21 protein-coding genes and 1 pseudogene are annotated in these 25,248 nt (G+C 72.0%); 8 read left to right on the forward strand and 14 right to left on the reverse strand.

Going from position 1 to position 25,248, the window contains the following annotated elements; translation table 11 throughout:
- Positions 1-59 precede the first annotated feature (59 nt).
- Together argF and ACFYW8_RS08630 are read right to left on the reverse strand one after the other, a co-directional pair.
- The gene (argF, locus tag ACFYW8_RS08625; RefSeq protein ID WP_389069281.1) at positions 60-1,067 is read right to left on the reverse strand and encodes an ornithine carbamoyltransferase; all 1,008 of its coding nucleotides are present in this window, start codon (positions 1,065-1,067) and stop codon (positions 60-62) included.
- Positions 1,068-1,216: 149 nt separating this feature from the next.
- The gene (locus ACFYW8_RS08630) at positions 1,217-2,440 is read right to left on the reverse strand and encodes an arginine deiminase (RefSeq protein WP_389069284.1); all 1,224 of its coding nucleotides are present in this window, start codon (positions 2,438-2,440) and stop codon (positions 1,217-1,219) included.
- A 174-nt stretch (positions 2,441-2,614) separates the two neighbouring features.
- On the opposite strand from ACFYW8_RS08630, the gene ACFYW8_RS08635 reads away from it, so the two are divergent.
- Complete coding sequence (locus ACFYW8_RS08635) at positions 2,615-3,661, forward strand: SPFH domain-containing protein (RefSeq protein WP_389069286.1); 1,047 nt, start codon at positions 2,615-2,617, stop codon at positions 3,659-3,661.
- Positions 3,658-4,551, forward strand: coding sequence for a hypothetical protein (locus tag ACFYW8_RS08640; RefSeq protein ID WP_365868900.1), 894 nt, complete (start codon positions 3,658-3,660; stop codon positions 4,549-4,551). The genes ACFYW8_RS08635 and ACFYW8_RS08640 overlap by 4 nt, the downstream gene beginning before the upstream one ends.
- A gap of 259 nt (positions 4,552-4,810) precedes the next feature.
- Here ACFYW8_RS08640 and ACFYW8_RS08645 read toward each other — a convergent pair whose 3' ends face one another.
- From ACFYW8_RS08645 to ACFYW8_RS08655, 3 genes are all read right to left on the reverse strand, one after another.
- Entirely contained in the window at positions 4,811-7,378 is a 2,568-nt protein-coding gene (locus ACFYW8_RS08645) for a polynucleotide kinase-phosphatase (protein ID WP_389069287.1), read from the reverse strand.
- Entirely contained in the window at positions 7,375-8,865 is a 1,491-nt protein-coding gene (locus tag ACFYW8_RS08650) for a 3' terminal RNA ribose 2'-O-methyltransferase Hen1 (protein WP_389069290.1), read from the reverse strand. Before ACFYW8_RS08650 ends, ACFYW8_RS08645 begins: the two co-directional genes overlap by 4 nt.
- 387 nt (positions 8,866-9,252) lie before the next feature.
- Positions 9,253-9,876, reverse strand: coding sequence for a TetR/AcrR family transcriptional regulator (locus ACFYW8_RS08655; protein ID WP_365868906.1), 624 nt, complete (start codon positions 9,874-9,876; stop codon positions 9,253-9,255).
- Positions 9,877-9,997: 121 nt separating this feature from the next.
- Between ACFYW8_RS08655 and ACFYW8_RS08660 the strand changes: the two genes are divergently transcribed.
- Together ACFYW8_RS08660 and ACFYW8_RS08665 are read left to right on the forward strand one after the other, a co-directional pair.
- Positions 9,998-10,711 carry an SDR family oxidoreductase gene (locus ACFYW8_RS08660; protein ID WP_365868908.1) on the forward strand — a complete coding sequence of 238 codons (714 nt, stop codon included), beginning with the start codon at positions 9,998-10,000 and terminating at the stop codon, positions 10,709-10,711.
- 259 nt (positions 10,712-10,970) lie between these two features.
- Positions 10,971-11,894 carry an LLM class F420-dependent oxidoreductase gene (locus tag ACFYW8_RS08665; RefSeq protein WP_365868910.1) on the forward strand — a complete coding sequence of 308 codons (924 nt, stop codon included), beginning with the start codon at positions 10,971-10,973 and terminating at the stop codon, positions 11,892-11,894.
- A gap of 79 nt (positions 11,895-11,973) precedes the next feature.
- Here the strand turns inward: ACFYW8_RS08665 and ACFYW8_RS08670 are convergent, their stop codons facing one another.
- From ACFYW8_RS08670 to ACFYW8_RS08685, 4 genes are all read right to left on the reverse strand, one after another.
- A complete protein-coding gene (locus tag ACFYW8_RS08670; RefSeq protein WP_365868912.1) occupies positions 11,974-12,453 on the reverse strand; it encodes a DUF6099 family protein in 480 nt (159 codons plus the stop codon).
- Positions 12,454-12,881: 428 nt separating this feature from the next.
- A complete protein-coding gene (locus ACFYW8_RS08675; protein ID WP_389069295.1) occupies positions 12,882-13,214 on the reverse strand; it encodes a nucleotide pyrophosphohydrolase in 333 nt (110 codons plus the stop codon).
- Positions 13,211-14,368 (reverse strand): AAA family ATPase, encoded by a 1,158-nt coding sequence (locus ACFYW8_RS08680; RefSeq protein WP_389069297.1) that lies wholly within the window; start codon positions 14,366-14,368, stop codon positions 13,211-13,213. Before ACFYW8_RS08680 ends, ACFYW8_RS08675 begins: the two co-directional genes overlap by 4 nt.
- A gap of 165 nt (positions 14,369-14,533) precedes the next feature.
- Positions 14,534-14,923, reverse strand: coding sequence for a cell division protein SepF (locus ACFYW8_RS08685; RefSeq protein WP_365868919.1), 390 nt, complete (start codon positions 14,921-14,923; stop codon positions 14,534-14,536).
- A gap of 196 nt (positions 14,924-15,119) precedes the next feature.
- Between ACFYW8_RS08685 and ACFYW8_RS08690 the strand changes: the two genes are divergently transcribed.
- The 4 genes and pseudogenes from ACFYW8_RS08690 to ACFYW8_RS08705 all read left to right on the forward strand — a co-directional run bounded on the left by ACFYW8_RS08690 (position 15,120) and on the right by ACFYW8_RS08705 (position 18,363).
- Positions 15,120-15,539, forward strand: coding sequence for a molybdopterin-binding protein (locus tag ACFYW8_RS08690; RefSeq protein WP_389069300.1), 420 nt, complete (start codon positions 15,120-15,122; stop codon positions 15,537-15,539).
- Between the two features lie 99 nt (positions 15,540-15,638).
- Positions 15,639-17,381, forward strand: coding sequence for a hypothetical protein (locus ACFYW8_RS08695; protein ID WP_389069302.1), 1,743 nt, complete (start codon positions 15,639-15,641; stop codon positions 17,379-17,381).
- A 75-nt stretch (positions 17,382-17,456) separates the two neighbouring features.
- Positions 17,457-17,501, forward strand: a pseudogene (locus ACFYW8_RS08700) (hypothetical protein); the annotation flags it as partial.
- 70 nt (positions 17,502-17,571) lie between these two features.
- Positions 17,572-18,363, forward strand: a complete 792-nt coding sequence (locus ACFYW8_RS08705) for an SDR family NAD(P)-dependent oxidoreductase (protein WP_389069304.1) — start codon at positions 17,572-17,574, stop codon at positions 18,361-18,363.
- Between the two features lie 311 nt (positions 18,364-18,674).
- Here the strand turns inward: ACFYW8_RS08705 and ACFYW8_RS08710 are convergent, their stop codons facing one another.
- The 5 genes from ACFYW8_RS08710 to ACFYW8_RS08730 form a co-directional block, all read right to left on the reverse strand.
- On the reverse strand, positions 18,675-19,934 hold the full coding sequence (locus tag ACFYW8_RS08710) for a VWA-like domain-containing protein (RefSeq protein ID WP_389069307.1): 1,260 nt from the start codon (positions 19,932-19,934) through the stop codon (positions 18,675-18,677).
- The gene (locus ACFYW8_RS08715; protein WP_365868928.1) at positions 19,931-21,193 is read right to left on the reverse strand and encodes a MoxR family ATPase; all 1,263 of its coding nucleotides are present in this window, start codon (positions 21,191-21,193) and stop codon (positions 19,931-19,933) included. The genes ACFYW8_RS08710 and ACFYW8_RS08715 overlap by 4 nt, the downstream gene beginning before the upstream one ends.
- 191 nt (positions 21,194-21,384) lie before the next feature.
- Positions 21,385-22,809, reverse strand: a complete 1,425-nt coding sequence (locus ACFYW8_RS08720) for a hypothetical protein (protein ID WP_389069309.1) — start codon at positions 22,807-22,809, stop codon at positions 21,385-21,387.
- Between the two features lie 328 nt (positions 22,810-23,137).
- Positions 23,138-24,487, reverse strand: coding sequence for a hypothetical protein (locus ACFYW8_RS08725; protein WP_389069311.1), 1,350 nt, complete (start codon positions 24,485-24,487; stop codon positions 23,138-23,140).
- Positions 24,488-24,664: 177 nt separating this feature from the next.
- Entirely contained in the window at positions 24,665-25,198 is a 534-nt protein-coding gene (locus ACFYW8_RS08730) for a hypothetical protein (RefSeq protein ID WP_365868933.1), read from the reverse strand.
- Positions 25,199-25,248: the final 50 nt, after the last annotated feature.

Here is a 25,248-nt window from a genome sequence, read left to right on the forward strand (position 1 = left end):
AGTCGCGCGGCGGTCCCGGAAGGGATGGCTCCGGGCCGCCGGACATCGTACGGAGAAAATCAGGCCAGCGTGGCGACCAGGATCGCCTTGATCGTGTGCAGCCGGTTCTCCGCCTGGTCGAAGACGACGGAGTGCGCCGACTCGAATACCTCGTCGGTGACCTCCAGCGAGTCGAGGCCGTACACCGCGTGGAGGTCGCGGCCGACCTCGGTGCCGAGGTCGTGGAAGGCCGGCAGGCAGTGCAGGAACTTGACGTCGGGGTTCCCGGTGGCGCGCAGCACGTCCATGGTCACGGCGTACGGGACGAGGGCACCGATGCGCTCGGCCCACACCTCCTTGGGCTCCCCCATGGAGACCCAGACGTCGGTGGCCACGAAGTCGGCGCCCCGCACACCCTCTCCCACGTGCTCGGTGAGGGTGATGCGACCGCCGTTCTTCTCGGCGAGTTCACGGGCCTGCGCGACGATCTCGTCGGCCGGCCAGTAGGCCTGCGGGGCCACTATCCGCACGTCCATGCCGAGCAGCGCGCCGGTGACCAGGTACGAGTTGCCCATGTTGAAGCGGGCGTCGCCCAGATAGGCGAAGGCGATCTCGCCGATCGGCTTGGCGCAGTGCTCGGTCATCGTGAGGACATCGGCCAGCATCTGGGTCGGGTGCCATTCGTCGGTGAGGCCGTTGTAGACCGGCACGCCCGCGTAGGCGGCCAGCTCCTCCACCGCGGCCTGGCTGTCGCCGCGGTACTCGATGGCGTCGAACATGCGGCCGAGCACGCGGGCGGTGTCCTTCACCGACTCCTTGTGACCGATCTGGGAGCCGGTCGGGTCCAGATACGTGGTCGAGGCACCCTGGTCCGCGGCCGCGACCTCGAAGGCACAGCGCGTGCGCGTCGAGGTCTTCTCGAAGATCAGCGCGATGTTCACGCCCGTGAGATACCGGGTCTCCGCCCCCAGCTTCTTGTCCGCCTTGAGCCCGGCGGCCAGCTCGACCAGGCCGCGGAACTCGCCCTCCGTGAAGTCCAGCTCCTTGAGGAAGTGGCGGCCGGCGAGGGCGGTCGGGACTGTCGCCATGGGGCGCTCCAGGGATGACGGGGGCGAGGACGGGAACGGACGCTTGGAATTCTATACGACGCTCAGAATTTATATGCAGCTGTACGCGGTCTCGCGTTCGACTCCGCGGTCCCCCGGGAGTACGGCCCCCACGACACCGCCGCGCGGGACTACACCGGGTCCCGTTCGACGGGGCAGCTCATGCAGCGCGGACCACCCCTCCCCCGGCCCAGCTCACTGCCCGGGATCTCGATCACCTCGATGCCCTGCTTGCGCAGATGCGTGTTGGTGGTGGAGTTCCGCTCGTAGGCGATGACGACACCCGGTTCGACGGCCAGGACGTTGCAGCCGTCGTCCCACTGCTCCCGCTCGGCCGCGTGCACGTCCTGCGTGGCGGTCAGGACGCGGATCTCGCCCAGGCCGAGCGCCGCGGCGATGGCGCGGTGCATGTGCTCCGGCGGATGGTCGGTGACCTTCAGCTCCTTCTCCCCCACGCCCGGTTCGATCGTGTAGGAGCGGAGCATGCCGAGCCCGGCGTACTGCGTGAAGATGTCGCCGTCGACCATCGTCATCACGGTGTCGAGGTGCATGAGCGCCCGCCGCTTGGGCATGTCGAGCGCCACGATGGTGCTCGCCGAGCCCGCCGCGAACAGCTTGTGCGCCAGCATCTCGACGGCCTGGGGCGTCGTCCGCTCGCTCATGCCGATGAGCACCGCGCCGTTGCCGATGACGAGGACGTCGCCGCCCTCGATGGTGGACGGGTAGTCCGCCTGCCCCTGCGACCAGAGGTTGAAGCCCTCTTCACGGAAGAGCGGGTGGTGCCGGTAGATCGCCTCGAAGTGCACGGTCTCGCGCTGCCGGGCCGGCCAGCGCATGGCGTTGATGGAGACCCCGTCGTAGATCCACGCGGAGGTGTCACGGGTGAAGAGGTGATTGGGCAGCGGCCGCAGCAGGAAGTCGTCGAGGTCCATGACATGGAAGCGCACGGAGGTGGGCTCCGCGTGCGCGTCCAGGAACTCGCGCTTGGTCATGCCGCCGACGAGCACGGACGCCAGCTCCGGAGCGGACAGGGTCTCGAAGGCGGCCCGGAGGTGGTCGGTGGCGAGCGGCCCGTACTCCTTCTCGTCGAAGACCCGGTCCAGGACGAGCGACCTGGCCGCACCGATAGCCACGGTCTCGGCGAGCAGGTCACCGAAGAGATGGACGGTCACGCCGCGGTCGCGCAGCACGTCGGCGAACCCGTCGTGTTCCGCGCGCGCCCGGCGCACCCACAGCACGTCGTCGAAGAGGAGCGCGTCCTTGTTGCTGGGGGTGAGCCTTTTGAGCTCGAGATCGGGCCGGTGCAGGATGACGCGGCGCAGCCGCCCGGCCTCGGAGTCGACGTGGAATCCCATGTCTCCATCCTGACCATCCGGACGCGTGTTCACCCGCGGATCGCCCGAGCCGCACCGCATTCATTTCGTCCCCTTGACGATAAGCGGTTCCCTCCATTATCGTCTCACTGACGACAACACGCGACAGCGGGTGACGAGGAACCGCCGGGACCGCCCGGCGAAGAGGGGGTACTCATGGCCGACATCACGCGACGCCTCGGCTGGCGCCATCTGCGCGGGGCGCCCACAGCCCATGTCCGGCACCACATGTCGGGACGCCTGGTCCACGACGGCCCCGGACTCAGCTTCTGGTACCGCTCACTGACCGCGGCGCTCTCCGAAGTCCCGGTCGACGACCGCGAGTTGGCCATGACCTTCCACGCCCGTACGTCCGACTTCCAGGACGTCGCGGTGCAGGCGACCGTCACCTACCGGATCAGCGACCCCGCTGTCGCGGCCTCCCGCATCGACTTCTCCATAGACCCCGACTCCGGCGCCTGGCGCGGCACCCCGCTGGAGCAGCTGGGCTCGCTGCTGACCGAGACGGCCCAGCAGCACGCGCTCGACGTACTGGCCCGTACGTCACTGGCGTCCGCCCTGGTGGACGGCGTCGCCGCGGTACGGGAGCGGATCGCGGACGGCCTCGCCGCCGAACCCCGGCTGCCCGCGACAGGCATCGAGGTGGTCGCCGTACGGGTCGTCGCGCTGCGCCCGGAGCCCGAGGTGGAACGGGCCCTGCGCACCCCCGCCCGCGAGCAGATCCAGCAGGAGGCGGACAAGGCGACGTACGAACGCCGGGCGGTCGCCGTCGAGCGGGAGCGCGCCATCGCCGAGAACGAACTCGCCAGCCAGATCGAACTCGCCCGGCGCGAGGAGCAGTTGGTCGACCAGCGCGGTACGAACGCGCGCCGCGAGGCCGAGGAACTCGCGGCGGCGGACGCGGTGCGCGCCGGAGCGGAGGCGGCCCGCACGGTGCGGCTGGCCGAGGCGGAGGCCACCCGGAAGGTACGGCTCGCCGGGGCCGAGGCACAGGCGGAGCGCGAGGTCGGCGCGGCGCGGGCCGAGGCGCAGGCGGCCTGGCTGCGGGTGCACGGCGACGTCGACGTCACCACGCTGCACGCGCTGACCGGCACCCGGCTCGCGGAGAACCTGCCGCGGATCGAGAACCTCACCGTCTCGCCCGACGTCCTCACCGGGCTGCTCGCCAAGCTGGGCAACGGGGCCGCCGGAGACCCGGCGTGAGTCTCGCGCCCAGGGTCGTCCTCGTCCACCGGACCACCGAGTACGAGGAGTTGACGGCTCGTCACGGCACGCACGGACAGGCGGCGTTCTTCCTGTCCTCGCGCGGACGGGACATCGCGGAGGTGGCCGAACGGCACCGGCGGGCCCGCGAGGCGCTCGCCTCGGTGGTGTCCGCCATTCCGTTGACCTGGCGTCAGGCACGCTTGGAGCGCGCCGACTTGGACCGCTTCCTGTTCGCGCCCGAGGACGTGGTGGTCGTGGTCGGACAGGACGGGCTGGTCGCGAACGTGGCCAAGTACCTGGCCGGCCAGCCGGTGGTGGGGATCGACGCCGACCCCGGGCGCAATCCGGGCGTGCTGGTACGGCACCGGCCGCAGGACGCGGGCGCGCTGCTCGCCTCCGCGCACGGGGGTGCCGCCGACGAGCTGACCATGGTCGAGGCGGTCGCGGACGACACCCAGCGGCTGGTCGCCCTCAACGAGATCTACCTGGGAGCCGCGGGCCATCAGACGGCCCGCTATCGGCTGGGGCTCGACGAGTACGGGGGTGCCGTCGAGCCCCAGGCGTCCTCCGGGGTGCTGGTGGGGACCGGGACCGGGGCCACCGGCTGGCTCCGGTCGGTGTGGCAGGAGCGGGGCGGCGGGCTGCCGCTGCCGGGGCCCACTGACGAGCGCCTGCTCTGGTTCGTCCGCGAGGCCTGGCCGTCGCCGGCCACGGGGACCTCGCTCGTGGCCGGCGAGCTCACCGCCTCCGGGCGACTGTCCCTCACCGTCGAGTCGGACCGGCTCATCGTGTTCGGGGACGGGATGGAGGGGGATGCGGTGGAGTTGACGTGGGGGCAGACCGTGCGGGTGGGGGTGGCCGGGGTTCGGCTCCGGCTGGTCGGCTGAGGGTCGCTTCGCTCCCTCGCCGACCGGCTGCGCCGAACCCCGCCGGGCCCCGCCGCCCCGGACCGGGCTGCCCCCCCGGGCGGGTCTGTCACGTGTGCCCCGGTGGGGGCGGGGTCGGCTGCGGGCCCGGTGGGGGCGGGGTCGGCTGCGGGCCCGGTGGGGGCGGGCCGCGCAGTTCCCCGCGCCCCTTGCGGGGCTCCCCCACCCGGGGTACAGAGGGACCCTTGCGGGGGCGGCCCGGGTTGAGAGGGTGGACCCGCTACAGGCGGGGGTCGACCGGTTCGGATTCCAGGGAGAGGATGCCGAACACCGCCTCGTGGACGCGCCACAGGGGCTCGCCCTCGGCCAGGCGGTCCAGGGCCTCCAGGCCGAGGGCGTACTCGCGGATCGCGAGGGACCGCTTGTGGTTGAGGAAGCGGCCGCGCAGCCGGGCGAGGTTCTCCGGGCGGGTGTACTCCGGACCGTAGATGATCCGCAGGTACTCGCGACCCCGGCACTTGATGCCGGGCTGCACCAGCCGCCCGTTACCGCCGCGCACCATCGCGCCGACCGGCTTCACGACCATGCCCTCACCGCCGCGGCCGGTCATCTCCAGCCACCAGTCGACACCGGCCCGCACCGACTCCGGGTCGCCGGTGTCGACGTGGAGCCGCCTGGTGGTGTGCAGCAGCCCGCTCCCGTCGTGTTCCACGAGCCGGTCGATCAGGGCGAGTTGCTCGTCGTGCGGCAGCGCGGCAAGGCTCCGGCCCTGGACGGCCAGGATCTGGAACGGTGCGAGGCGGACGCCTTCGAGGCCGTCCGTGGTCCAGCAGTAGCGGCGGTACGCGTCCGTGAACGCCTTGGCGTCCGCGGCCCGTTCACGCTGGCGCGTCAACAGGTCACCGACGTCGACGCCCCGCGCCGCCGCCCCTTCGAGCGCCGCCAGCACTCCGGGGAACACGGCACCGGACGCGGCGCCGACAGCGGCGTACTGACTGCGCAGCAGCCCGGACGCCTTCAGCGACCACGGCATCAACTCGGCGTCCAGCAGCACCCAGTCGGTGTCCAGTTCCTCCCACAGGCCGATCTCGGTCGCGGCGGCGCGCACCCGGCCGAGGATCTCCTCGGTGACGGCGGCGTCGTCGAAGAAGGGGCGGCCGGTACGGGTGTACAGCGACCCGGTGGGGCCGTCGACGCCGAACCGCTCGCGGGCCGCGTCCGCGTCCCGGCAGACCAGGGCCACCGCCCGCGACCCCATGTGCTTCTCCTCGCACACGACCCGCGCGACCCCGTCCTCCTGGTACTGGGCGAACGCCTCGGCGGGGTGCTCCAGGAAGTGTTCGTCAGCGGCTCCGCCGCGGGCCTCGACGTGCGAGGTCGCGGTCGGTGCCATGGTCGGCGGGAGGTACGGGAGCAGCCGGGGGTCCACCGCGAAGCGGCTCATGACCTCCAGGGCCGCCGCGGCGTTCTCCTCGCGGACGGCCACCCGGCCGGCGTGCCGGGTCTCGACGGCCCTGCGGCCGTGCACGTCCGCGAGGTCCAGCGGACGGCCCTCGTGTCCGCCCGGCGCCTCGGTGGCCAGCGGCTTCGCCGGCTCGTACCAGACCCGCTCGGCCGGTACGTCGACGAGCTCGCGCTCCGGCCAGCGCAGCGCGCTGAGCTTGCCGCCGAAGACGGCGCCGGTGTCGAGGCAGATGGTGTTGTTGAGCCAGGTGGCCGTGGGGACCGGGGTGTGCCCGTAGACCACCGCGGCGCGCCCCCGGTAGTCCTCCGCCCACGGGTAGCGCACGGGCAGCCCGAACTCGTCGGTCTCCCCGGTCGTGTCGCCGTACAGCGCGTGCGAGCGGACCCGGCCCGAGGTGCGGCCGTGGTACTTCTCGGGCAGGCCGGCGTGGCAGACGACGAGCCGCCCGCCGTCGAGGACGTAGTGGCTGACCAGCCCGTCGACGAACTCCCGTACCGTGGCTCGGAATTCGTCGCTCTCCCGGTCCAGCTGCTCGATGGTCTCGGCAAGTCCGTGGCTGTGCTGGACGTTGCGGCCCTTGAGGTAGCGGCCGAGCTTGTTCTCGTGGTTGCCGGGCACGCACAGGGCGTTGCCCGAGCCGACCATGGACATCACGCGGCGCAGCACGCCGGGCGAGTCCGGACCGCGGTCGACCAGGTCGCCGACGAAGACGGCCGTACGGCCCTCGGGGTGCACGCCGTCGACGTAGCCGAGCTTGCCGAGCAGGGTCTCCAGCTCGGAGGCGCAGCCGTGGATGTCGCCGACGATGTCGAACGGGCCGGTGAGGTGGGTCAGGTCGTTGAAGCGCTTCTCGGTCACCACCGACGCGTTCTCGATGTCCGCGACCCCGCGCAGGACGTGCACCTTGCGGAAGCCCTCGCGTTCCAAGCGGCGCAGGGAACGGCGCAGTTCGCGGATGTGGCGCTGGATGACGCGGCGCGGCATCCCGGCGCGGTCCGTGCGCGCGGCGTTGCGCTCGGCGCAGATCTCCTCGGGCACGTCGAGCACGATGGCGATGGGCAGCACGTCGTACTTCTTGGCCAGTTCGATCAGCGCGCGGCGGCTCTCCTCCTGGACGCTGGTCGCGTCGACGACGGTCCGGCGGCCGGCGGCGAGCCGCTTGCCGGCGATGTAGTGCAGCACGTCGAAGGCGTCGCCGCTGACGCTCTGGTCGTTCTCGTCGTCGGCCACCAGGCCCCGGCAGAAGTCGCTGGAGATGACCTCCGTCGGTTTGAAGTGCCGTCGGGCGAAGGTCGACTTGCCGGAACCCGACGCACCGATCAGGACAACGAGGGAGAGGTCGGTGACGGGCAGGACGCGCCCCGGGGTGGTCTGCTCGCTCATGCTGCCTCCTCCTTCGCGGTCGGGGTGGCGGTCGGGGTGGCGGTGGCGGCGGCCAGGGTGAAGACGGCCATCTGGGTGGGCGGGCCGACCTCGGGGTCGTCGAGGCCGACGGGGGTGAACTCCACGTCGTATCCGTGCCGTTCGGCGACCCTGCGGGCCCAGGCGCGGAACTCCTCTCGGGTCCACTCGAAGCGGTGGTCGCCGTGCCGGGAGTGTCCGGCCGGCAGGGTCTCCCAGCGGACGTTGTACTCGACGTTCGGGGTCGTCACGAGAACGGTCCGCGGGCGGGCGGAACCGAACACCGCGTACTCCAGGGCGGGCAGCCGGGGCAGGTCGAGGTGCTCGATGACCTCGCTGAGCACGGCGGCGTCGTACCCCTTGAGCCGACGGTCGGTGTAGGCGAGCGAGCCCTGCACGAGCTGGACCCGCGCGGCCTGCCGCTCGCCCATGCGGTCCAGTTTGAGCCGGCGCGAGGCGATGGTGAGCGCGCGCATCGACACGTCGACCCCGACGATCTCGGTGAACCGGGTGTCCTTGAGCAGCGCCTGCACCAACTGGCCCTGTCCACAGCCGAGATCGAGGACGCGGCTCGCGCCGGACACCTGCAGCGCGGCGAGGATCGCGTCCCGGCGCAGCACGGCGAGCGGCACCGGCTTCTCCTCGGTGTCGGTCTCCTCGTCGACGGCGTTGTCGATCTCCTCGACCTCGGTGTCGTCGGTCTCGGCGAGCCGGACGAGTTCGAGGCGCTCCATGGCCTCCCGGGTCAGTGACCAACGCCGGGAGAGATAGCGGCTGGTGATCAGCTTGTGCTCGGGGTGGTCCGGCAGCCAGCCCTCGCCCGCTCGCAGCAGCTTGTCGACCTCGTCGGACGACACCCAGTAGTGCTTGGCGTCGTCGAGGACCGGGAGCAGTACGTAGAGGTGGCGCAGGGCTTCGGAGACCGTCAGTTCCTCCGCCGCCAGTTCCAGGCGTACGTAGCGGGAGTCGCCCCACTCCGGGAAGCTGACGTCGAGCGGCACGGGCTCGGCCGTCACCGTCCAGCCCAGCGGCTCGAAGAGCCCGCGGACGAGGTCCGCGCCGCCGCGTGCGGGCAGCGCCGGCACCTCGACACGCAGTGGCCTGGCCTCGGCGGGCAGCTCGGGCCGGGCGGCGCACTGGCCCTTCATCGCGCTGGAGAAGACGGCGCCGATCGCCACGGCGAGCAGCGAGGACGCGGCGTACGGGCGGTCGTTGACGTACTGCGCGAGCGCCGCGTCGGGGGCGCCGCCGCGCCCCTTGCCCTTGCCCCGCCGGACCAGCGCCACCGCGTCGACCTCGAGCAGCAGCGCGGCCGTGCATCGCTCGACGCCCGCCTCGGGGTACAGCACGTGCGCCGTGCCGTACGAGGTCGAGAACGTCTGCGCTTTGTCGGGATGCTTGTGCAGCAGGAAGCCGAGATCGGTCGCGGGGCGCTCTGGGGTACCGGTGGTACTGATCGTCAGGAACACGGTGGGTCTGCCTCGAAACGTCTTCTGGGCTGCGGAGACCCAACGGACCGCCCGACCGGTGCGCAGGGGCGCGCACGTGCCGGACGCCGGTGAGCCGCAGCGTGGGCGAGCGCGCCTCGGCCGTCGCCGCTCCCGGTTCTCCCCCGGCCCGCGCGGCCGTGGCCACGCCGCGCCGCGGCCGACCGCGGGGGCGACGCCTGTCCTCGGCGCGCCCCCACAACGTACAGCGAACGCCCCAGGTGGACCCGGGGTTTTTCGCCACCCACGGGCCCGCCGGGGGTGCGGCACAAGGGCCCGCCAGCGTGCGGCAGAGGGTCCCTCCGGGTGCGGAACAGGAGCCCCCCGGGGGGGGTGCGGAACAGGGCCCCGCCCGGGTGCGGCACAGGGTCAGCCGGAGGTCTCCGGGCCGCGGTGCGGAGCATCTCCACGTCCGTTCATACCCGCGCCGTCGAGCAGGGTGGCGGCGGTCGCGAGGGCGAGGCCGTCGAGGCCCCGGCCCTGCATGACGGCCCGCACACCCGATCCGTCGAAGGCGACGGTCAGTTGGCGTGCGAGGATCTCGGGGTCCGGGGCTCCACCGCGCTCCGCCTCCTGCCGGAAGAACGCCGTCAGCGCGTCCTTGCAGCGGCGGGCCACCAGGCTCGCGGGGTGATCCGGCGCCTTCAGTTCAGCGGTCACGGCCACGAAGGGGCAGCCACGGAAGTCCGGGCGGTCGGCGAGCTCTTCGAGACGCTCGAAGACGTGCAGAACGCGATCACGCGGCGACCGGTCGTCGTCGGGTGGCAGCAGGAAGGCCTGGTAGGCGGGTGCGCTACGTTCCAGGCTCGCCGCCAGCACGCCGTCCTTGCTGTCGAAGAGCTGGTACATCGACCGCTTGGACACTCCGGCCACCCGGCACAGCGCCTCGACGCCGACGCCGACGCCCTCGCGGTAGAAGAGATCGGCCGCGGCGTCGAGCAGTCGGTCACGGGTCGAGGAACCGGCGGTCGCGGTCGAGGGCGCCTGTGTCATGGGCCCAGCTTACGTTCTCCGTTTGCGTCACGGAAACCGATCGGTTTACAGTGCGGGTAGCATAGGAAACCGATCGGTTTCCACACGGCCTTCAACAAGCGGCCCCCAAGAGGAGAAGCTCATGACCAGCATCGAAGGTTCGGTGGCGCTCGTGACGGGCGGCAGCCGCGGCATCGGCAGGACCCTCGTGGAGGCCCTCTACGAGCGCGGCGCCAAGAAGGTCTACGCGACCGCCCGCGACCCGCGGACCGTCTCCCACCCCGACGCGGTGCCGCTGGCGCTGGAGGTCACCGACCCGGCATCGGTCGCGGCGGCCGCCGCCCAGGCCCAGGACGTGACCCTGCTGATCAACAACGCGGGCGCGACGGCCTCCACGTCCTTCCTCGACTCCCCCGTCGAGGACATACGGCGCGAATTCGACATCAACTTCTTCGGGCCGCTGCTCACCACCCGGGCATTCGTCCCGGTCCTGGAGCACAACGGCGGCGGGCACATCCTGACCGTCCACTCGGTGCTGTCGTGGGTCACCGTGCCCGGGGCCGACGGCTACAGCGCCGCCAAGGCCGCCCTGTGGTCCCAGAGCAACGCCCTGCGGCTGGAGCTCCAGCCGCGCGGCATCAAGGTCACCGGGCTGCACGTCGGCTACGTCGACACCGATCTGACCGCGGGCCTCGACGTTCCCAAGGTGTCCGCGCACAGCGTCGCCGAGCAGGCACTCGACGGCATCGAGACGGACGCCCACGAAGTCCTCGCGGACGCGCTCACCCGCCAGGTCAAGGCCGGCCTCTCCAGCGAGCTGAGCGCGCTGTACCCCCAGCTCACCGGGCAGAACTAGCCCCGCCCCGGACCCGCGCCGGTGCCGGACCCGCACCGGCACCGGCACCGGCACCGGCGGAGCCACCTCGCCCGTTCCGGACCCCGCCAGAGGTCCAGCCACCGCCGTCCGCGGGCCTCGTCGGCGGAACTGCGGCGGAACCGCGGATGGAGCCGCGCTGTCCGCCGCGGACCTCGTCGGCCATGCCGCTTCCCGATCGGCATAGACGTGACAGCGGTTCGGCACGGGGCGCCTGTTGCGACCGGTGCATGATGGATACATGGATCTTCGAGTCTTCACAGAACCGCAGCAAGGCGCGACCTACGACACGCTGCTCCGCGTCGCCAAGGCCGCCGAAGACCTCCATTACGGAGCCTTCTTCCGTTCTGATCACTATGTGCACATGGGGTCCGCCGACGGGCTCCCCGGCCCCACCGACGCCTGGATCACCCTGGCCGGCATCGCCCGCGAGACGAGCCGCATCCGCCTGGGCACCCTGATGACCGCCGGAACCTTTCGCCTCCCGGGCGTCCTCGCCATTCAGGTCGCCCAGGTCGACCAGATGTCGGGCGGCCGTGTGGAACTCGGCCTCGGCGCCGGCTGGTACGAGGCCGAGCACACGGCGTACGGCATTCCGTTCCCGAAGGAGAAGTTCGGCCGCCTGGAGGAGCAACTCGCCGTCGTGACCGGTCTGTGGGGCACGCCGGTCGGCGAGCGGTTCAGCTTCGACGGGACCTACTACCAGCTCAAGGACTCGCCGGCGCTGCCCAAGCCCACGCAGTCGAAGGTGCCCGTCCTGATCGGCGGCCACGGGGCCAGGCGGACCCCGGCGCTCGCGGCGCGGTTCGGTGACGAGTTCAACATCCCCTTTGCGTCGATCTCCGACACACAGGCACAGTTCGGCCGAGTACGCGCGGCTTTGCGACAGGCCGGGCGCAAGACCGACGAACTCGTCTATTCCAACGCCCTGGTGGCGTGTGTCGGGCGGACCGACGGCGAGGTGCGGCGACGGGCGGACGCCATCGGCCGCACCGTCGACGAACTGAAGGCCAATGGACTCGCGGGTTCCCCGGCGGAGGTCGTCGAGCGGATCGCCCAGTACCAGGCGGTCGGTTCACAACGGATGTACCTCCAGATGCTCGACCTCGACGACCTGGACCACCTGGACCTGATCGCCTCCGAGGTGACGCCGCAGCTGGGGTGAGCGGCCGGGCGAGGCCCGACGGGGGCGGGATCGGGCGAGGTGGTCGAAGCGCGACGGAGGCAGGGCTCGCTCCTCTGGCCTATCCCGCGGCCGAGTCCCGCTCCACCACCCGTTTCTCGTCCCGCACCGCGAGTCGTCTCAGCATCTCCAGGACACGGTCCCGGGACTCGTCCGCCGCGTCGATCGCCTCCATGCACTGCCAGTAGATCCCCTCGCCGTCCGCCGCGCAGGCAACGCCGACCAGGGCTATGCCGACCTCACCCAGAAGGCAGCCGAGGCAGAGCAGCGCCTCGCGCGCGTCACCCAACTCCGTGAGCTGGGCGGCCCGTAAGGCACCGGCCCCCAGGGCGTGATTGCCCAGCACTCCGCAGCCGCGACCCGCCAGCTCGGTCAACCCGAGTGCCTCGCCCCGGAGTTCAGGAGGTCCGGACACGGCGAGGCGGCTGCCGATCGCCTGCGCCAGGGAATGCGCCTGCCACGCTTCCGCCATCACCTCCGGGGTGTCACCGCTCTCCGCCAGAGCGCGTCTGCTCGCCACGATGAGCCGCACCGCTTCCATGCGCTGCCCCCGTCTGTCCGACGCGCTCTCGCACGTCCGCCCGAACTCCCTTGTTCACTACCCAGAGTGAAGTCCCTTGAGACGAAAAGCCAGAGGAAGCCCGAAATCTGTGGACACGGAATCGCATCGAGGCGCCTTGACAGCTACGGAGAGTAGCAGGTTCCTCTTTCGTGTCGCGTGACGGCCGCCCCGGCAAGGGGTTCCCCGGGGGCCGGGAAGGCACATCAGGGGCGCCCTGCAATGCCGGGAAAGGGCCGCCCGCCAGGAACTCCCCGACGCGGGGCGGCCCGCCTGTCAGGATCTCCGGCGCGAGGAAGCCCGCCCCGCCAGGAACCCTCCGGCGCGAGAAGGCCGCCTGCCGGGAACCCGGCGATGCAAGGAAGGCCCGTCGAGGAGCGCCCGGTCCAGGGAAGCCGTCAGGGAAGCCGTCAGGGACTTCCCGGTACCGGGAACCTCCGCTCGTTCCGGTCGATCTTCGCGTCGAGGGCCGCGAGCGGGTCGATGCCCAGCACCTCGCAGAACTGGAGCAGGTACGCGAGGACGTCCGCGACCTCGTCGGTCACACGGTGCGCCGACTCCTTGTCGTCCATGACACGGGCCGACTCCTCGGGCGTCAACCACTGGAAGATCTCGACGAGTTCGGAGGCCTCCACGCTCAGGGCGGCGGCCAGGTTCTTGGGGGTGTGGTACGGCTGCCAGTTCCGCGCGGCCGCGAACTCGGCCAGTCTGCGCTGCAGTGTCGCTACGTCAAGTTCACTCACGGCGTCAGGTCTACCACCGCGACCCCGGCCGCCCCGAACACGTGAGCTCCGTCGCTCAGCGCGCCCATCAGCCGGATGTGCCCGCGCTCGCACATCCGCGCCGCCAGCCGCACCAGTTCCCCGGTCTGCCGGGCGTCCAGTCCGCGGTCGAGACCGTCGGCCAGGACCGTCAGCGACTGGAACGCGGCCGGGACCTCGCCCGCCGGGTCGACCTCCAGGACGCCGGGCCCGGTGAGCAGCACCAGGGCCAGCGCGAGATACCTCAACTCGCCGTCCCCGAGCAGCCCGAGCGGCGTACGGACGCCGTCCCCGCGGTCGAGGAGCGCGCGTACGGTGCCGTCGCCGAGCACCTCGGACAGCACGTCCGTGACCGTGCCCGCGCAGCCGGCACGGACAGCGGTGACCAGATGGGCGTAACGGTGGCCGCACTCCGACCTTGTGCGCCACAGCACTTCGGCGAGGTTGTCGCAGCCGCGCAGGAGCCGCCCGGAGCCGAGCGGAACAGGAGCGCGCATGGATTCCGGGCTCGGATCGCAGACGTAGACCGACCGCAGCGCGAGCACCATCTGCTCGGCGGCGGCGAGGACTTGGCACTCGCCTGCGGTGCGGCCCGCGACACGCAGGGGCAGCAGCGCGGTGCCGAGCCGGTCGTCGGGAAGCGGGACCCGGGTCACCGCGGAGGGACCCCCGGTGTGCCAGGCCGCCTGGACGAACGGGCGGCCCGGGTCGCGCAGCGCCGTCTCCAGCAGGGTCTGCCCGCCCGCCGTCAACCGCTCACCCACGATGCGCAGTTCGGGTTCGGCCTGGACGGCGACATCGAGCCGGACCGGTCCTTCGGGGCCGTCCACCGTGCAGCCGACGCGGAAGCCGCGGCGCCGCTGGGCGTCGGGCCGCGACCGCTCGGGCACACAGGCGACCGGATCCGGGAACACCTCCCGGAGCCCGGCACCGGCACCGAGCCGCGCCAGCGCCTCGTACGCACGCAGGGCGGCCGTCTTACCGCTGCCGCTCGGGCCGGTGACGAGAGTGAGCGGTCCGAGCGGGAGCCGGACGCGGCGATGGGTGGCGAAGGCGGCGAGCCGCAGCTCGGTGACGCCCGGACGGACGGGGCGCGCCTCCGCCGTCGTGGGAGCTTCCGGCGAGGACAGAGTCATATGCGGACGGTAGGGCTCCACCGCGAGGCGAACCGTTACACCCGGGGGACCTTCCTACGATCGGGGGACAGAACCGCCCGATCCACAGCGGGTGACTCCATCGGCCCCACCCCGGCCCGCACCCCGGCGTCGGGGTCGGGGTCGGGGTGCGGGCCGGGGCCGGCGTCAGAGCCCGTGGACTCCCACCCCTTCCATCAGCCCCCGCACCTCGGTCCCCGGGGGCGTCAGCAGGAAGACGTTCCGGTCGACCCGGTGCATGCCGCTGGCGAGGCCGAAGACCACACCCGTGCTGAAGTCCAGCACCCGCTTGGCGACCTCGATCTCCGCGCCGGTCAGGTCGAGGAGGACGGGGATACCGGACATGAGCGTCTCGGCGACGTCGCGGGCGTCCGCGAAGACATTGACCCGCAGGACCACGAAGCGGCGCCTCGTCTCGGTCTCGGCCTCCGGTATCGACCGGTGGCGCACCGCCGAGGGCCAGGCGTCCCGGCCGCGCAACGGAACGACCTGGGCGAGCCCCTCCCACTGTTCATCGGTGACGTCGTGGCCGGTCATCGATCCACCCCGTCCTGGCTCGCACTCGTAGTCTGCACCGGGCAATTCTTACGCATGGTCACCCGTTCGGCCCAACAGCGACACGGCCCGCGCCCCGGACGCGGAGACGACGCGTGCGGCAAGCTACGCACATACGTCCAAATCCGTCACGTATACGTCCATATTCATCGCGTCGCACAGCAATCGAGGCCTCCGCATGAGCCTGAGCATCCGCAACCAGCTCCCCGGCACCGTCACCTCCGTCACCCCCGGTGAGGTGATGGCGACGGTGAAGGTCCGGCTCGACGCCGGGCAGGAGATCACCGCGGCCGTCACCCTGGAGGCCGTACAGGAGCTCGGCCTGACCTCCGGCTCCACGGTGCGGGCCCTGATCAAGTCGACGGAGGTGTCCCTCGCGACCGGCCGGGTGACCGGACTGAGCATCCGCAACCAGCTGCCGGGCACGGTCACCGACGTCGCGTCGGGCGGCGCCATGGCCCGTGTCAAGGTCCAGGTCGAGGGCGGCGAGCTGACCTCCGCGATCACCAAGGACGCGGTCAGCGAACTCGGCCTCTCGGCGGGTTCCGAGGTCGTCGCGCTCATCAAGTCCACGGAGGTGTCGCTGTCCAACGCCTGACGCGCAGGACGTACGGCAGGCGTGCTCTTACTCGCCTCACACCCGACTCTTCACGTCCTGTCGAGCACGGTTCACCTGCGGGAATTAGCGTCTTACAGCGTGTACTCGGCAGAAACCAAGCCAGCGCCCACCGGTCGGCAGGCCCCTCCGCAGGTCTCGCCCGGCGGGCTGCTCGCGCGGTGGAACCCGGACGAGACGCCCGCACAGTGGCACCGCGTCCTGACCCTCGTGGCCGACATCAGCCTCTTCATCGGTACGCGTCCGCTGTGGGCGCAGGCCGCGAGCCACCGCCTCGTCGTGGCCGCGGTCGTCTCGCTCTGCTACGCCTCGATCCTGGTCACGGGCGTACTGACCCTCGTGGTGCGCCGGGGACGCTCGCTGGCGCGGCTCGACCTCTGCGTCCTCGTGACCGCGCTGACCCTCGCCGTGTGCGGGCTGGTCATGAGCCACCCCGGCAGCGACGAGTCGGTCCTCACCACCCAGGCCGCCCACGAGTTCCTCGCCGGTCACCAGGTCTACGACCGTCCGTGGCCCTGGCTCTTCGGCCACGGGGTGGCCCTCACCCCGACGATGACCGGCGGTTACGACTTCACGTACGGCTATCCACCCCTCGCGCTGATGCTCACCGCGCCGCTTCTGTGGGTCGGACACGGCGCGGTCCCCGCGACGATGGTCAGCACCGGAGCCCTGATCGCGGGCACGGTCGTCATGTGGCGGATGCTTCCGGTGCCGTGGCGCTCCGCCGCGACACTGGCCTGTCTCGGATTCGGTCTGCTGCCGACGTACGCGCGGCTCGGCTACCCGGCGATCCTCGCCTGCGCCCTGCTCATCCCGGTGGTGGTCGGCTGGCCACGGACGGGCCTCGGCGGACGCGGCGACATCGCGCGCGCCGCCTGCCTCGGGGCGGCCTGCGCGGCACAGCAACTACCCTGGTTCCTCGCACCGTTCCTGCTGGCCGGGGTGTACGCGCTGCGCCGCGGGGACCTCGGTGCGCGCGCGGCTGCGATCGCGGTGGGGCGGATCGTCGGCGTCGCCGCCACCACCTGGCTGCTGATCAACGTGTACTTCATCGCGAGCGAGCCACGCGCCTGGCTCTCCGGGATCGCGCTGCCGCTCACCCAGGACGCGGACATCCACGGGCAGGGCCTGGTCGGCATCTCGCTGTACTTCACCGACGGCAGCGACCGCATCGCCTGGTACGCGCACGCGAGCCTGCTGCTGGCGGCGGCGCTGCTGGCGCTGTTCGTGCTGTTCGTACGACGGCTGGGGCCGGCGGCGACCGTACTGCCCTGGTGCGCCTTCTACGTGGCGACCCGGTCGCAGGACGGCTACTACCTGCTGATGACGCCGCTGTGGGTGGCCGCCGCCATCACCGCGCCCTGGCAGTCCTTCAGAACAGCGTGGCAGCCCCGCCCCGCCTTCCTGCGCGGCCTGCACCGGCGCGGGGCCCAGGCGGCCGCGGTCGCCCTGCTGCTGGCCCCGAGCGTGGCGGCGGTGAGCCTGGCGGCCACCGGGTCACCGCCGCTGCGCATGCAGGTCGTCGACGCGCGCCGCACCGCCCGCACGGTGACCGGACTCAGCGTCGGCGTCACCAACCTCGGTGCCGCGGCGCTGAGTCCGCACTTCACGGTGACCACGGGCCAGGGCATGAGCCGCTACTGGACGGTGACGTCCGGCCCCACCACGCTGGCCGGACACGCCTCCGGCCGGTACGAACTCCGGCCCCCCGACGGGACTTTCCACCTCCCACGGGCCGGTGTACGCATCCGTCTGCGCGCCGTCTCGGCGTCGCCGATGACCCTGTCGAGCACGGACCTCCACCTGACGCCGACCCAGCCCTGAACAACTCCGCCCCGTCGCCTCGATGCGCGCGCGGGCGGTGGATCGGTGCCTGCACCTGTTCGCGGGCACGGATACATGCTGGAATACCCCGTCGCCCGGCTGTACGCGGACGCGTGCATCGCCCCGATACACGCCGGGACCGGCGAGGTCATGAAGGTCATCATCGCCAATCCCTGGGACTGTGATGTCGATGTCGAAGACGTCGGATTTCTCGCACCGGAAGGGTGTCGCGTTCGTCGCGGGCGGCACCGGCGGCATCGGCGCGGCGATCGTGCGGATGCTGGCCGAGCGGGGCAGCGACGTGGCGTTCACCTACCGCTCCAGCGAGGCGGCCGCCGACGCGCTCGCCGCGGAGATCACGGAGCAGTTCGCGGAGCAGGGCCGCCATGTCACGGCGCTGCGGCTCGACTTGACCGAGGAGGAGGCCGTCGCCGCCGCCGTGTCCGAGACGGCCGCGGCGCTCGGCGGACTGCACACCCTCGTTCACGCGGCGGGCCCGCACGTGCCGATGGTGCACCTGAGCAGGGTCACGCCGAGCCGGTTCCGGGCCCAACTCGACGCGGACGCCGGAGCGTTCTTCAATCTGGTGCATCCCGCGCTGCCCCTGTTGCGGGAGAGCCGGGGCAGTGTCGTCGCCGTCACCACCGTGGCCACCCGCCGGTTCCCCGTCCGCGACGGGCTCTCCTCCGGCCCCAAGGGGGCGGTCGAGGCGGTCGCCCGCGCCCTGGCCGCCGAGGAGGGGCGCTACGGCGTCCGGGTGAACTGCGTCGGACCCGGCATGCTGACCGACGGCATCGCCGCCCGTCTGATCGATTCCGGCGAACTCGACGACGCGGCAATGGAGATCACCCGCCGCAACACCCCGCTGCGCCGCTTCGGCACCGCGAGGGACGTCGCCGAGGCCGTCGCGTTCCTGGCCTCGGACCGCGCGGGCTTCATCACGGGGCAGGCGCTGGGGGTGGACGGGGGATACAGCGTTTGACTTGCTCTCCCTGCTGAAGGAGGGAGATTCCGGCCTGCTCGCCCGGCCCCCGTGCCGCTACGCGGCACTGGGGCCGACGCACTGCGAATGAACCCCGGTAGCGCATGCCCGACCGGTCGTACGATCCGAGCTCCGCCGAAGGGCCGCGCGTACTAACGGAGTTGCTCGACCCACCCCGTACGGCCCGCCGTCCGGCTGAGGGCGTCGGTGCCGGTGCCGGTGCCGGTGCCGGTCAGACCCTGTATCCGGTAGCCCGTCGTACGGCAGGATCCGCCCCGCTCACCGTCCTGATTCCGCGCCGTTCCGAGTGTTCACCGGGCCGCCGGGACCGTCCCGATCTCGACCACGCGCGCCCAGGCGGGCGGTGCGTCGGGCGCGTAGTCGGGATCGTCCTCGTCGCGGGAGCCGTCCGGGCTGCTGCGGGGGAAGAGGCCCACGACCGTCCGGCACGGGGGTTGCGCTTCCGGCCAGGGGGTCTGCCCGTCGGTCAGGACCACGACGACATCGGGGCGCGGCCGGGCCCGTAGCGCCGCGGTGAATCCCGAGCGCAGATCCGTACCGCCACCGCCCGTCAGCGGAATGCCCTCGGCGCGGCACAAGGGGTGCGCGATCCCGGCCGCCGCGTCGCACGACACCACGGTGATCAGGTCTCGACGGCCGCCCACGGCACGGGAGATGGCGGAGACCTCCAGGAGCGCGCCGCCCAGCTCCGCGTCGCTGACCGACCCGGAGGTGTCGATGACCACCGAGACCCGCGGCGGTCTGCGGCGCAGGCTCGGCAGGACGACGCCGGGCACGGCGGCCGAGCGCCGCGAGGGCCGGCCGTAGGTGTAGTCCTCGCCCGCGCCGGGCCCCGAGGCCGCGGAGCGGACGGCGGCCCCGAGCAACTCCCGCCACGGTTGCGGCTGGTGGAAGGCCTCCTCCGCCCACCGCCGCCATCGCGCCGGGCTCTTCCCGGGGCGGGCCTTGATGCCCTGCGCGACCCGGAAACGGACCGCGTCGCGCTCGTGCGCGCTGAGGCCGTGCGCACCGTCCGGCCCGAGGTCCCACTCCCGTTCCCGTCCGTCGGCGCCGCTGCCGCAGTCCAGCCAGGCCAGGCTCTGCGTGCGCGGCCCGAGCCGGAACTGGCGGAGATAGTCCTCCATGAGCTCCCCCGGGGGCAGGTCCAGGAGCTGCGGCGTGACGGCGCCCTCGGGCCGCACGAGCCCTTCGCCGAACGCGTCGTCGTTGATCTCGCAGTCGGCGGCGATGTTCATCCGCAGCCGTTCCCCCGGGCCGGTGAGTCCGCGTTCACGGGCGACCCGTTCGCTGCGGCCGTGGTGGTCGCGCAACAGGTGCGACACCTCGTGCACCCAGACACCTGCCAGATCCTCGACGGGCATGCGGTCCACGAACCCCGGCGAGACGTAGCACCGCCAGTACCGGTCGACGGCCATCGTCGGCACCCACCGGGACTCGACGGTGTGCAGGGCGAACAGCGCCGTCGCCAGATAGGGGCGGACCCGCGCCGCGTGCAGGCGGGCGGCGTAGAGCTTTTCGAGGTCCAGGGCCCCGGGTGCCGCCGCCGTCATCGTCCCGCCTTGACGGCGACCGCGGTGCGGGCCGCCGCGTCGTCCGCGCGCCTGGACAGCGTCACCGCCCCGGCCAGCCGCTCGATGGACGCGGGAACGTCCCAGTGCTCCTGGCGCAGCGTCGCGAGTGTGGTCGCGGGAACGACCACCAGGTCCGGGGCTCCGGTGTCCAGCGCTCGGACGAGCAGGGCCCACGCGGCGTCCCAGCGGGCCTTCTCGGGCCGCTCGCGGACCGCGGCCACCACGCCGTCGAGGACGGCCTGGCGCAGATCTCCCCGCTCGGGCAGGACGGCACCCGCGGGGTCGGCGAGCAGTGTCTCGGGGTCGGGCAGGTCCATCCGGTCCACGCTCGCCAGCAGCTCCAGTCCCGGGCCGTCCCCCACCGCGCCCCTGACCAGCAGGGAGAGTACTTCCCGGGAGGATCCGGCGGCGGTCGCGAAGGCGATCAGGTTCAAGGTCATCTCCCAGCTGCGGGGTGAGGGCCAGGCCCCGCCCCGCCGGGTCTCGCTGCTCGGCAGCCGATGGACGAGTCCGGGGCGGGCGGCGAGGAGCCCGCACACCGCGCGGCGGGCGAAGTCCACGGCCTGAGGCAGTTTCCGCGGGTCGAGCCGTGGCAGGGTGGCGCGCGGCCAGGTGCCGCCGAGTCCGCGCACGACGACCTCGTGGTCGTGGGCCCACTGGAGATGCACGAACCGGTTGGCCAGCGGCGGACTCAGTTCCCAGCCGTCGGCCGCGGAGGAGCGCGGGTTCGCGGCGGCCACGATCCTCACGCCGGGCGGTAGTTGAAGCGTGCCGATGCGCCGCTCCAGGACGAGACGGAGCAGCGCGGCCTGAACTGCCGGGGGTGCGGTGGACAGTTCGTCCAGGAACAGAAGTCCCCGGCCGCTGCGTACGAGTCGCACCGCCCAGTCCGGCGGGGCCATGGGCACGCCCTGTTCGGCCGGGTCGTCGCCGAGGACTGGCAACCCCGAGAAGTCCGACGGCTCGTGGACGCTGGCGATCACGGTGGTCAGGGGCAGGTCCAGGGTCTCGGCGAGCTGGGTCAGGGCCGCGGTCTTGCCGATCCCCGGCTGACCCCACAGGAGTACGGGCAGGTCGGCGGCGACGGCGAGGGTCAGGGCCTCCAGTTGACTGTCGGGACGCGGTTCGGTTCCGGTGTCACGGAGCAGCGTCAACAGCGCTTCCGCCACGTCGAGTTGGGAGTCATGAACCGGGTCGACGAGGGCATCGGGCTCGGCGAACGGGGTGCGTGTGGGCATGTCTGATCACCTTTGGGTTTCGTGGTGGGCCGTGTGGGCGCCGGGGCATGGAACCCCGGGGCGGTTGACCGTCTTTCAGCGAGCGCTCGAAGAAGGCCAGTTGCCGACAAGCGGTCAGTGGCCGAACAGACCGGCGGTCGACCAGCGGCCGACGGTCGACGAGCGGTCAGCGACCGGTTGTCGGCAAGTGGTCAGCGGCCTGTCGTGTCGCGTGGGCGGGAGCGGTGGTTGCGGGGGCGGGCGGGCCCCGGGCGAAGACGGTCGGGTCCGGGACCGGTCAGGCCCGCCCTGAACAGTCCGTAGGTGACGCGCCGCTGCGCGGCCGCCTGGAGTTCGTTCTGCAGGGGGCCGCCGCGCAGCACCGCGTCGGGGCCGAGCAGCCCCTCGACGACGGCCAGCGCGCCGGCGGTGTCTCCGTGGCGCAGGCGTTCGCGCACTCCCGTCAGGCAGTGCGGCCGCCGGTGCGCCTCGTCGATGGCCTGGAGGCAGGGAAGCGGTGTGCCGGTCAGCGCGACCAGCAGCTCCTCCCGGCGGATCTCGGCCAAGTCGTGGTCGAGCGGCGCGAGTACGCCGTCGACCAGGCCGATCCGGTGCCGGGCTCCCCTGCACTCCACAAGGCGCGGCTGTCCCGCCGGGTCCGCGTCCCCGGTGTACGCGGCCGGGGTGTGTTCCGGTACCAGCGCAGAGGCGACCAGCGGATGCAGCCGCCGGGCCTCGATCGCGCCGGCACGGATCAGTGCCAGGTCGGGCAGCACCCAGGTCGCGGCGTCGGGCAGGACCGGTACCGAGGGAACGCTGCCGTCGGCGGGCGCGGCGGCGATCCGCAGGGTGGGCGGCTCGACGCCTTCCGGGTCAGGGAGCAGTTCCAGGAGCAGCCACTGCCGAGTGCCGAGCCGCACGCTGACGGTGCCGGTCGTCCGCCCCTCGTCGTGGAGCACGATCGCCGCCTCGGCCGCCCAACGGTCGACGGCGCAGCCGAGGTCCTGGGGCACCGGTCCCGGTGGATCCGCGCCCCCCGGTCGGGTGTCGCCCGTAGGACGGTCGGCCCCGGAGCGGACCCGCAGTTCATCGGTCCTGCCCGTGTCCCACAGGTGGCGGTGCAGGTCGAGGCGGTAGCGCCGGCTGGGACGGGGGTGTGGATGGCGGCGGGCTCCGGTGTCGAAACGGAACCGGTCGTGGGATGCGCCGTGAGTTCCGTCCCACAGGGCGAGGCTGATCCGCTGGCCGCCGTCCGCCCAGGCCGGCGGGGTGCGGGCCACGAGGTGCACCGGGTGTACGCCGTCGTACCCGGCACGTTCGTACCGGGCCAGCGTGACGGTCAGGCCGGGGCGCAGCAGCCCGTCGGGGGTGACTCTCGGCATGTGCCAGCGCAGCAGGTCGGGAGCCAGCCGGCGTAGATCGGCACGGACTTGGGACACCAGTGCGCGACCGTGTGTGCTTGCCAGGGAACGCAGATCGAGGTCGATGTCGATGCCTGCGGCGGTACACGCCCCCGCCCAGTCCCCGCGGCGGCGGCGGGCGGTCGCAGTCTCGATCATGGTGGGCGGCACGGCGTAGTCACGCACGCGCGGCCAGAAGGAGAGGAGGGAATCCTCGTACGCGGTTCGAGTGAGCATCAGCACTCACCTTGCGCGGACGGGTCCCCCGATCTGATTTCAGAGGGAGTCATCATCGCGGGGAGCATAACCCGGGGCCGGTGATCTGTCAGGTGCAATCAGCGCATTGAAGCTGTGGCAGATCCGGCGCCGGGACAACTCCTGCGATTGGGCGACCACTTGGGGCAGCGTCGCGTTCCGCCGTCCGCCGTACTCCGGTGACTGCGCGGACAGCAGCCGGCCCGTGTCGAAGAGCCGAGGGGGCCGGCGTGGCAACGGAGACAGCAGGGGGCCGTGACGGCCATGGCCGTCAGCCGGTCAGGCCCTCTGACCGGAACCGCCATGGCCGTCAGCCGGTCAGGCCGGACTCCTGGCCGTAGGTCCCGCCGCCTGGTCCGTCGACGGAGCCCGTCAGGTGCGGGGTGCCGTCGTCGTCGAGGAACTCGACCACCGCCAGGGCCAGCAGGGCCAGCACGGCGATCCAGATGGTGACCGCGGCCGTGGGGTAGCTCCAGACCAGCAGGATGACGGCGGCGACCGCGACCACTGTCCAGTTCAGCCAGGTCTTGACCCGGTGCACCCACGCTCCGACCGCTCCGAGGTCGGACCCCGTCGCCGTGCGCACGGCACCGATGCCGCCGGTCCAGGCGGCCAGGACCCGCGAGGCCGCCCGGCCACTGCCGGTCAGCCAGGCCGCCAGCGCCACGACGATGCCGAGGGTGATCAGCATGCGTACCGCTGTCCGCAGGTAGCGCACCAGGGTGTCGAAGACCGATCCGGCGGCGGGCTGGGAGACGCTCGACGGCAAGCCGTCGAGATAGAGCGCGCGGAAGATCCAGAGCGCGATGCCGAGGACCGCGGCCCCGGCCGCCACGGCGAGCGCGGCCGTGACGAGGGCACGGCGCCTGCGTACGGCGAGCAGCACACCGCCGACCGCCAGCAGAAGGGTCAGCACCGGCAGCCAGAACCCGACGATCTCGAGCAGCCTGTAGATCTTCTTGGCCTTGCCGATGGACTTGGAGGTCATCACCGTGAAGTCGGTGTGCACCTCAGGGATCTTCGCGGCGACGCCGAGTCCCTGGTCGACGAGCGACTGCTTGACCTGGTCGATCACGGGGGCGAGGTCGATGACCACGGCGTCGTTGGTGAGCTTCACCGCTCCCCCGCCGCTTCCGGTCAACGCCTTGTCGACGGCGGCATGGGCCCTCCTGTTCAACTCGGTCCACAGGGTGGCGAACGCGTCGCTGCTGACGAACCTCAGTGCCACGGTGTGCACGAAGTCGGTGAGGCCACTGGTGATCGGGCCGCTCAGCGGACCCAGCGCCTTGGTCAGCCGGGGCCGGTCGGCGGGTGCCACCGATTCGAGCAGTGTCTGGACGTCGACGTGCTGCATCACCGCCTTGGTCACCCGGTTCGCGACGGCGTTCTGGACGTCCGGGTCGGAGGCGAGCGGCTTCATGGTGGCCACGTAGCGATCGGTGTTCCCGATCAGATCGCTCGTCCAGGCCGACACGGCGCTCAGCGGGGTGAGCAGGGCCGCGAGGAGGATCAGGACGACTGCGAAGGACGACCTGACTCGGTGATGCTCGACCCTCGGGCGGCGCCGCTCCAGTTCGGCGACCCGGGCCCGCAGGTCGGCGATCTCCTGTGCGTCGCCGCCTCTCGCACCGCCGCCGCCGCTCATATCACTGGCGCTCACGTCGCCTCCGGATCACTGATCGCGTCTGCCCGTTTCCGGTCGATCACGTCATCCATGGCGGGTCTCGTTCCGCTCGGTGCGGTTCGTGGGCGTGGGGTTCGTGGGCGTGGGGTTCGACGGCATACGACAGCCCCCTTCTCGGCGGCGCTCGTTCGGCGACGGGACGAAAGGGGTGCGTCAGCGCGGCTGCCGGGCGTCGGGCCGGTACGAGGCCAGTGCCCAGATGATGAAGACATCGATGGCGATCATGATGACCGACCAGATGGGCGCGTACGGCAGGAACATGAACTGGAAGAGCATGCTCAGCGAGGCAAGCGCGATACCCGTGACGCGGGCCCACCCGGCGTCCTTGAGGATCCCCCAGCCGGTGACGGCTGCGACCGCTCCGAGGATCAGCAGGATCCAGCCCCAGCCGGTGAGGTTGATGCGGTAGACGTAGTCGTGCACGCGCGCGTACACGTCGTCCTTCGCGATCGCGGAGATGCCCTGGAGGATGTTGAGGGCGCCGTTCACCAACAGGAGCACACCGGCGAAGGTGGCACCGCCGGCCACCCAGCCACTGTTGCCCGAGGGCGGCGGCCCAATGCCTCCCGAGGCGGGCGCGGCACCGGACCACTGGTCTCCCCACAACGGCATGTCGCCGCCGCTCGGCTGGGATCCCGTGCCACTGCCGGGCGGGGTGCTCGGAGGCTTCGAAGAATCCTGGCTCATGCTCGACCACCTCGATGCGCTGTCGGCCGCTGGCCGTCCCCGTGCCAGAA

The sequence above is a fragment of the Streptomyces sp. NPDC002742 genome, assembly GCF_042888885.1.
Lineage (GTDB): Bacteria > Actinomycetota > Actinomycetes > Streptomycetales > Streptomycetaceae > Streptomyces.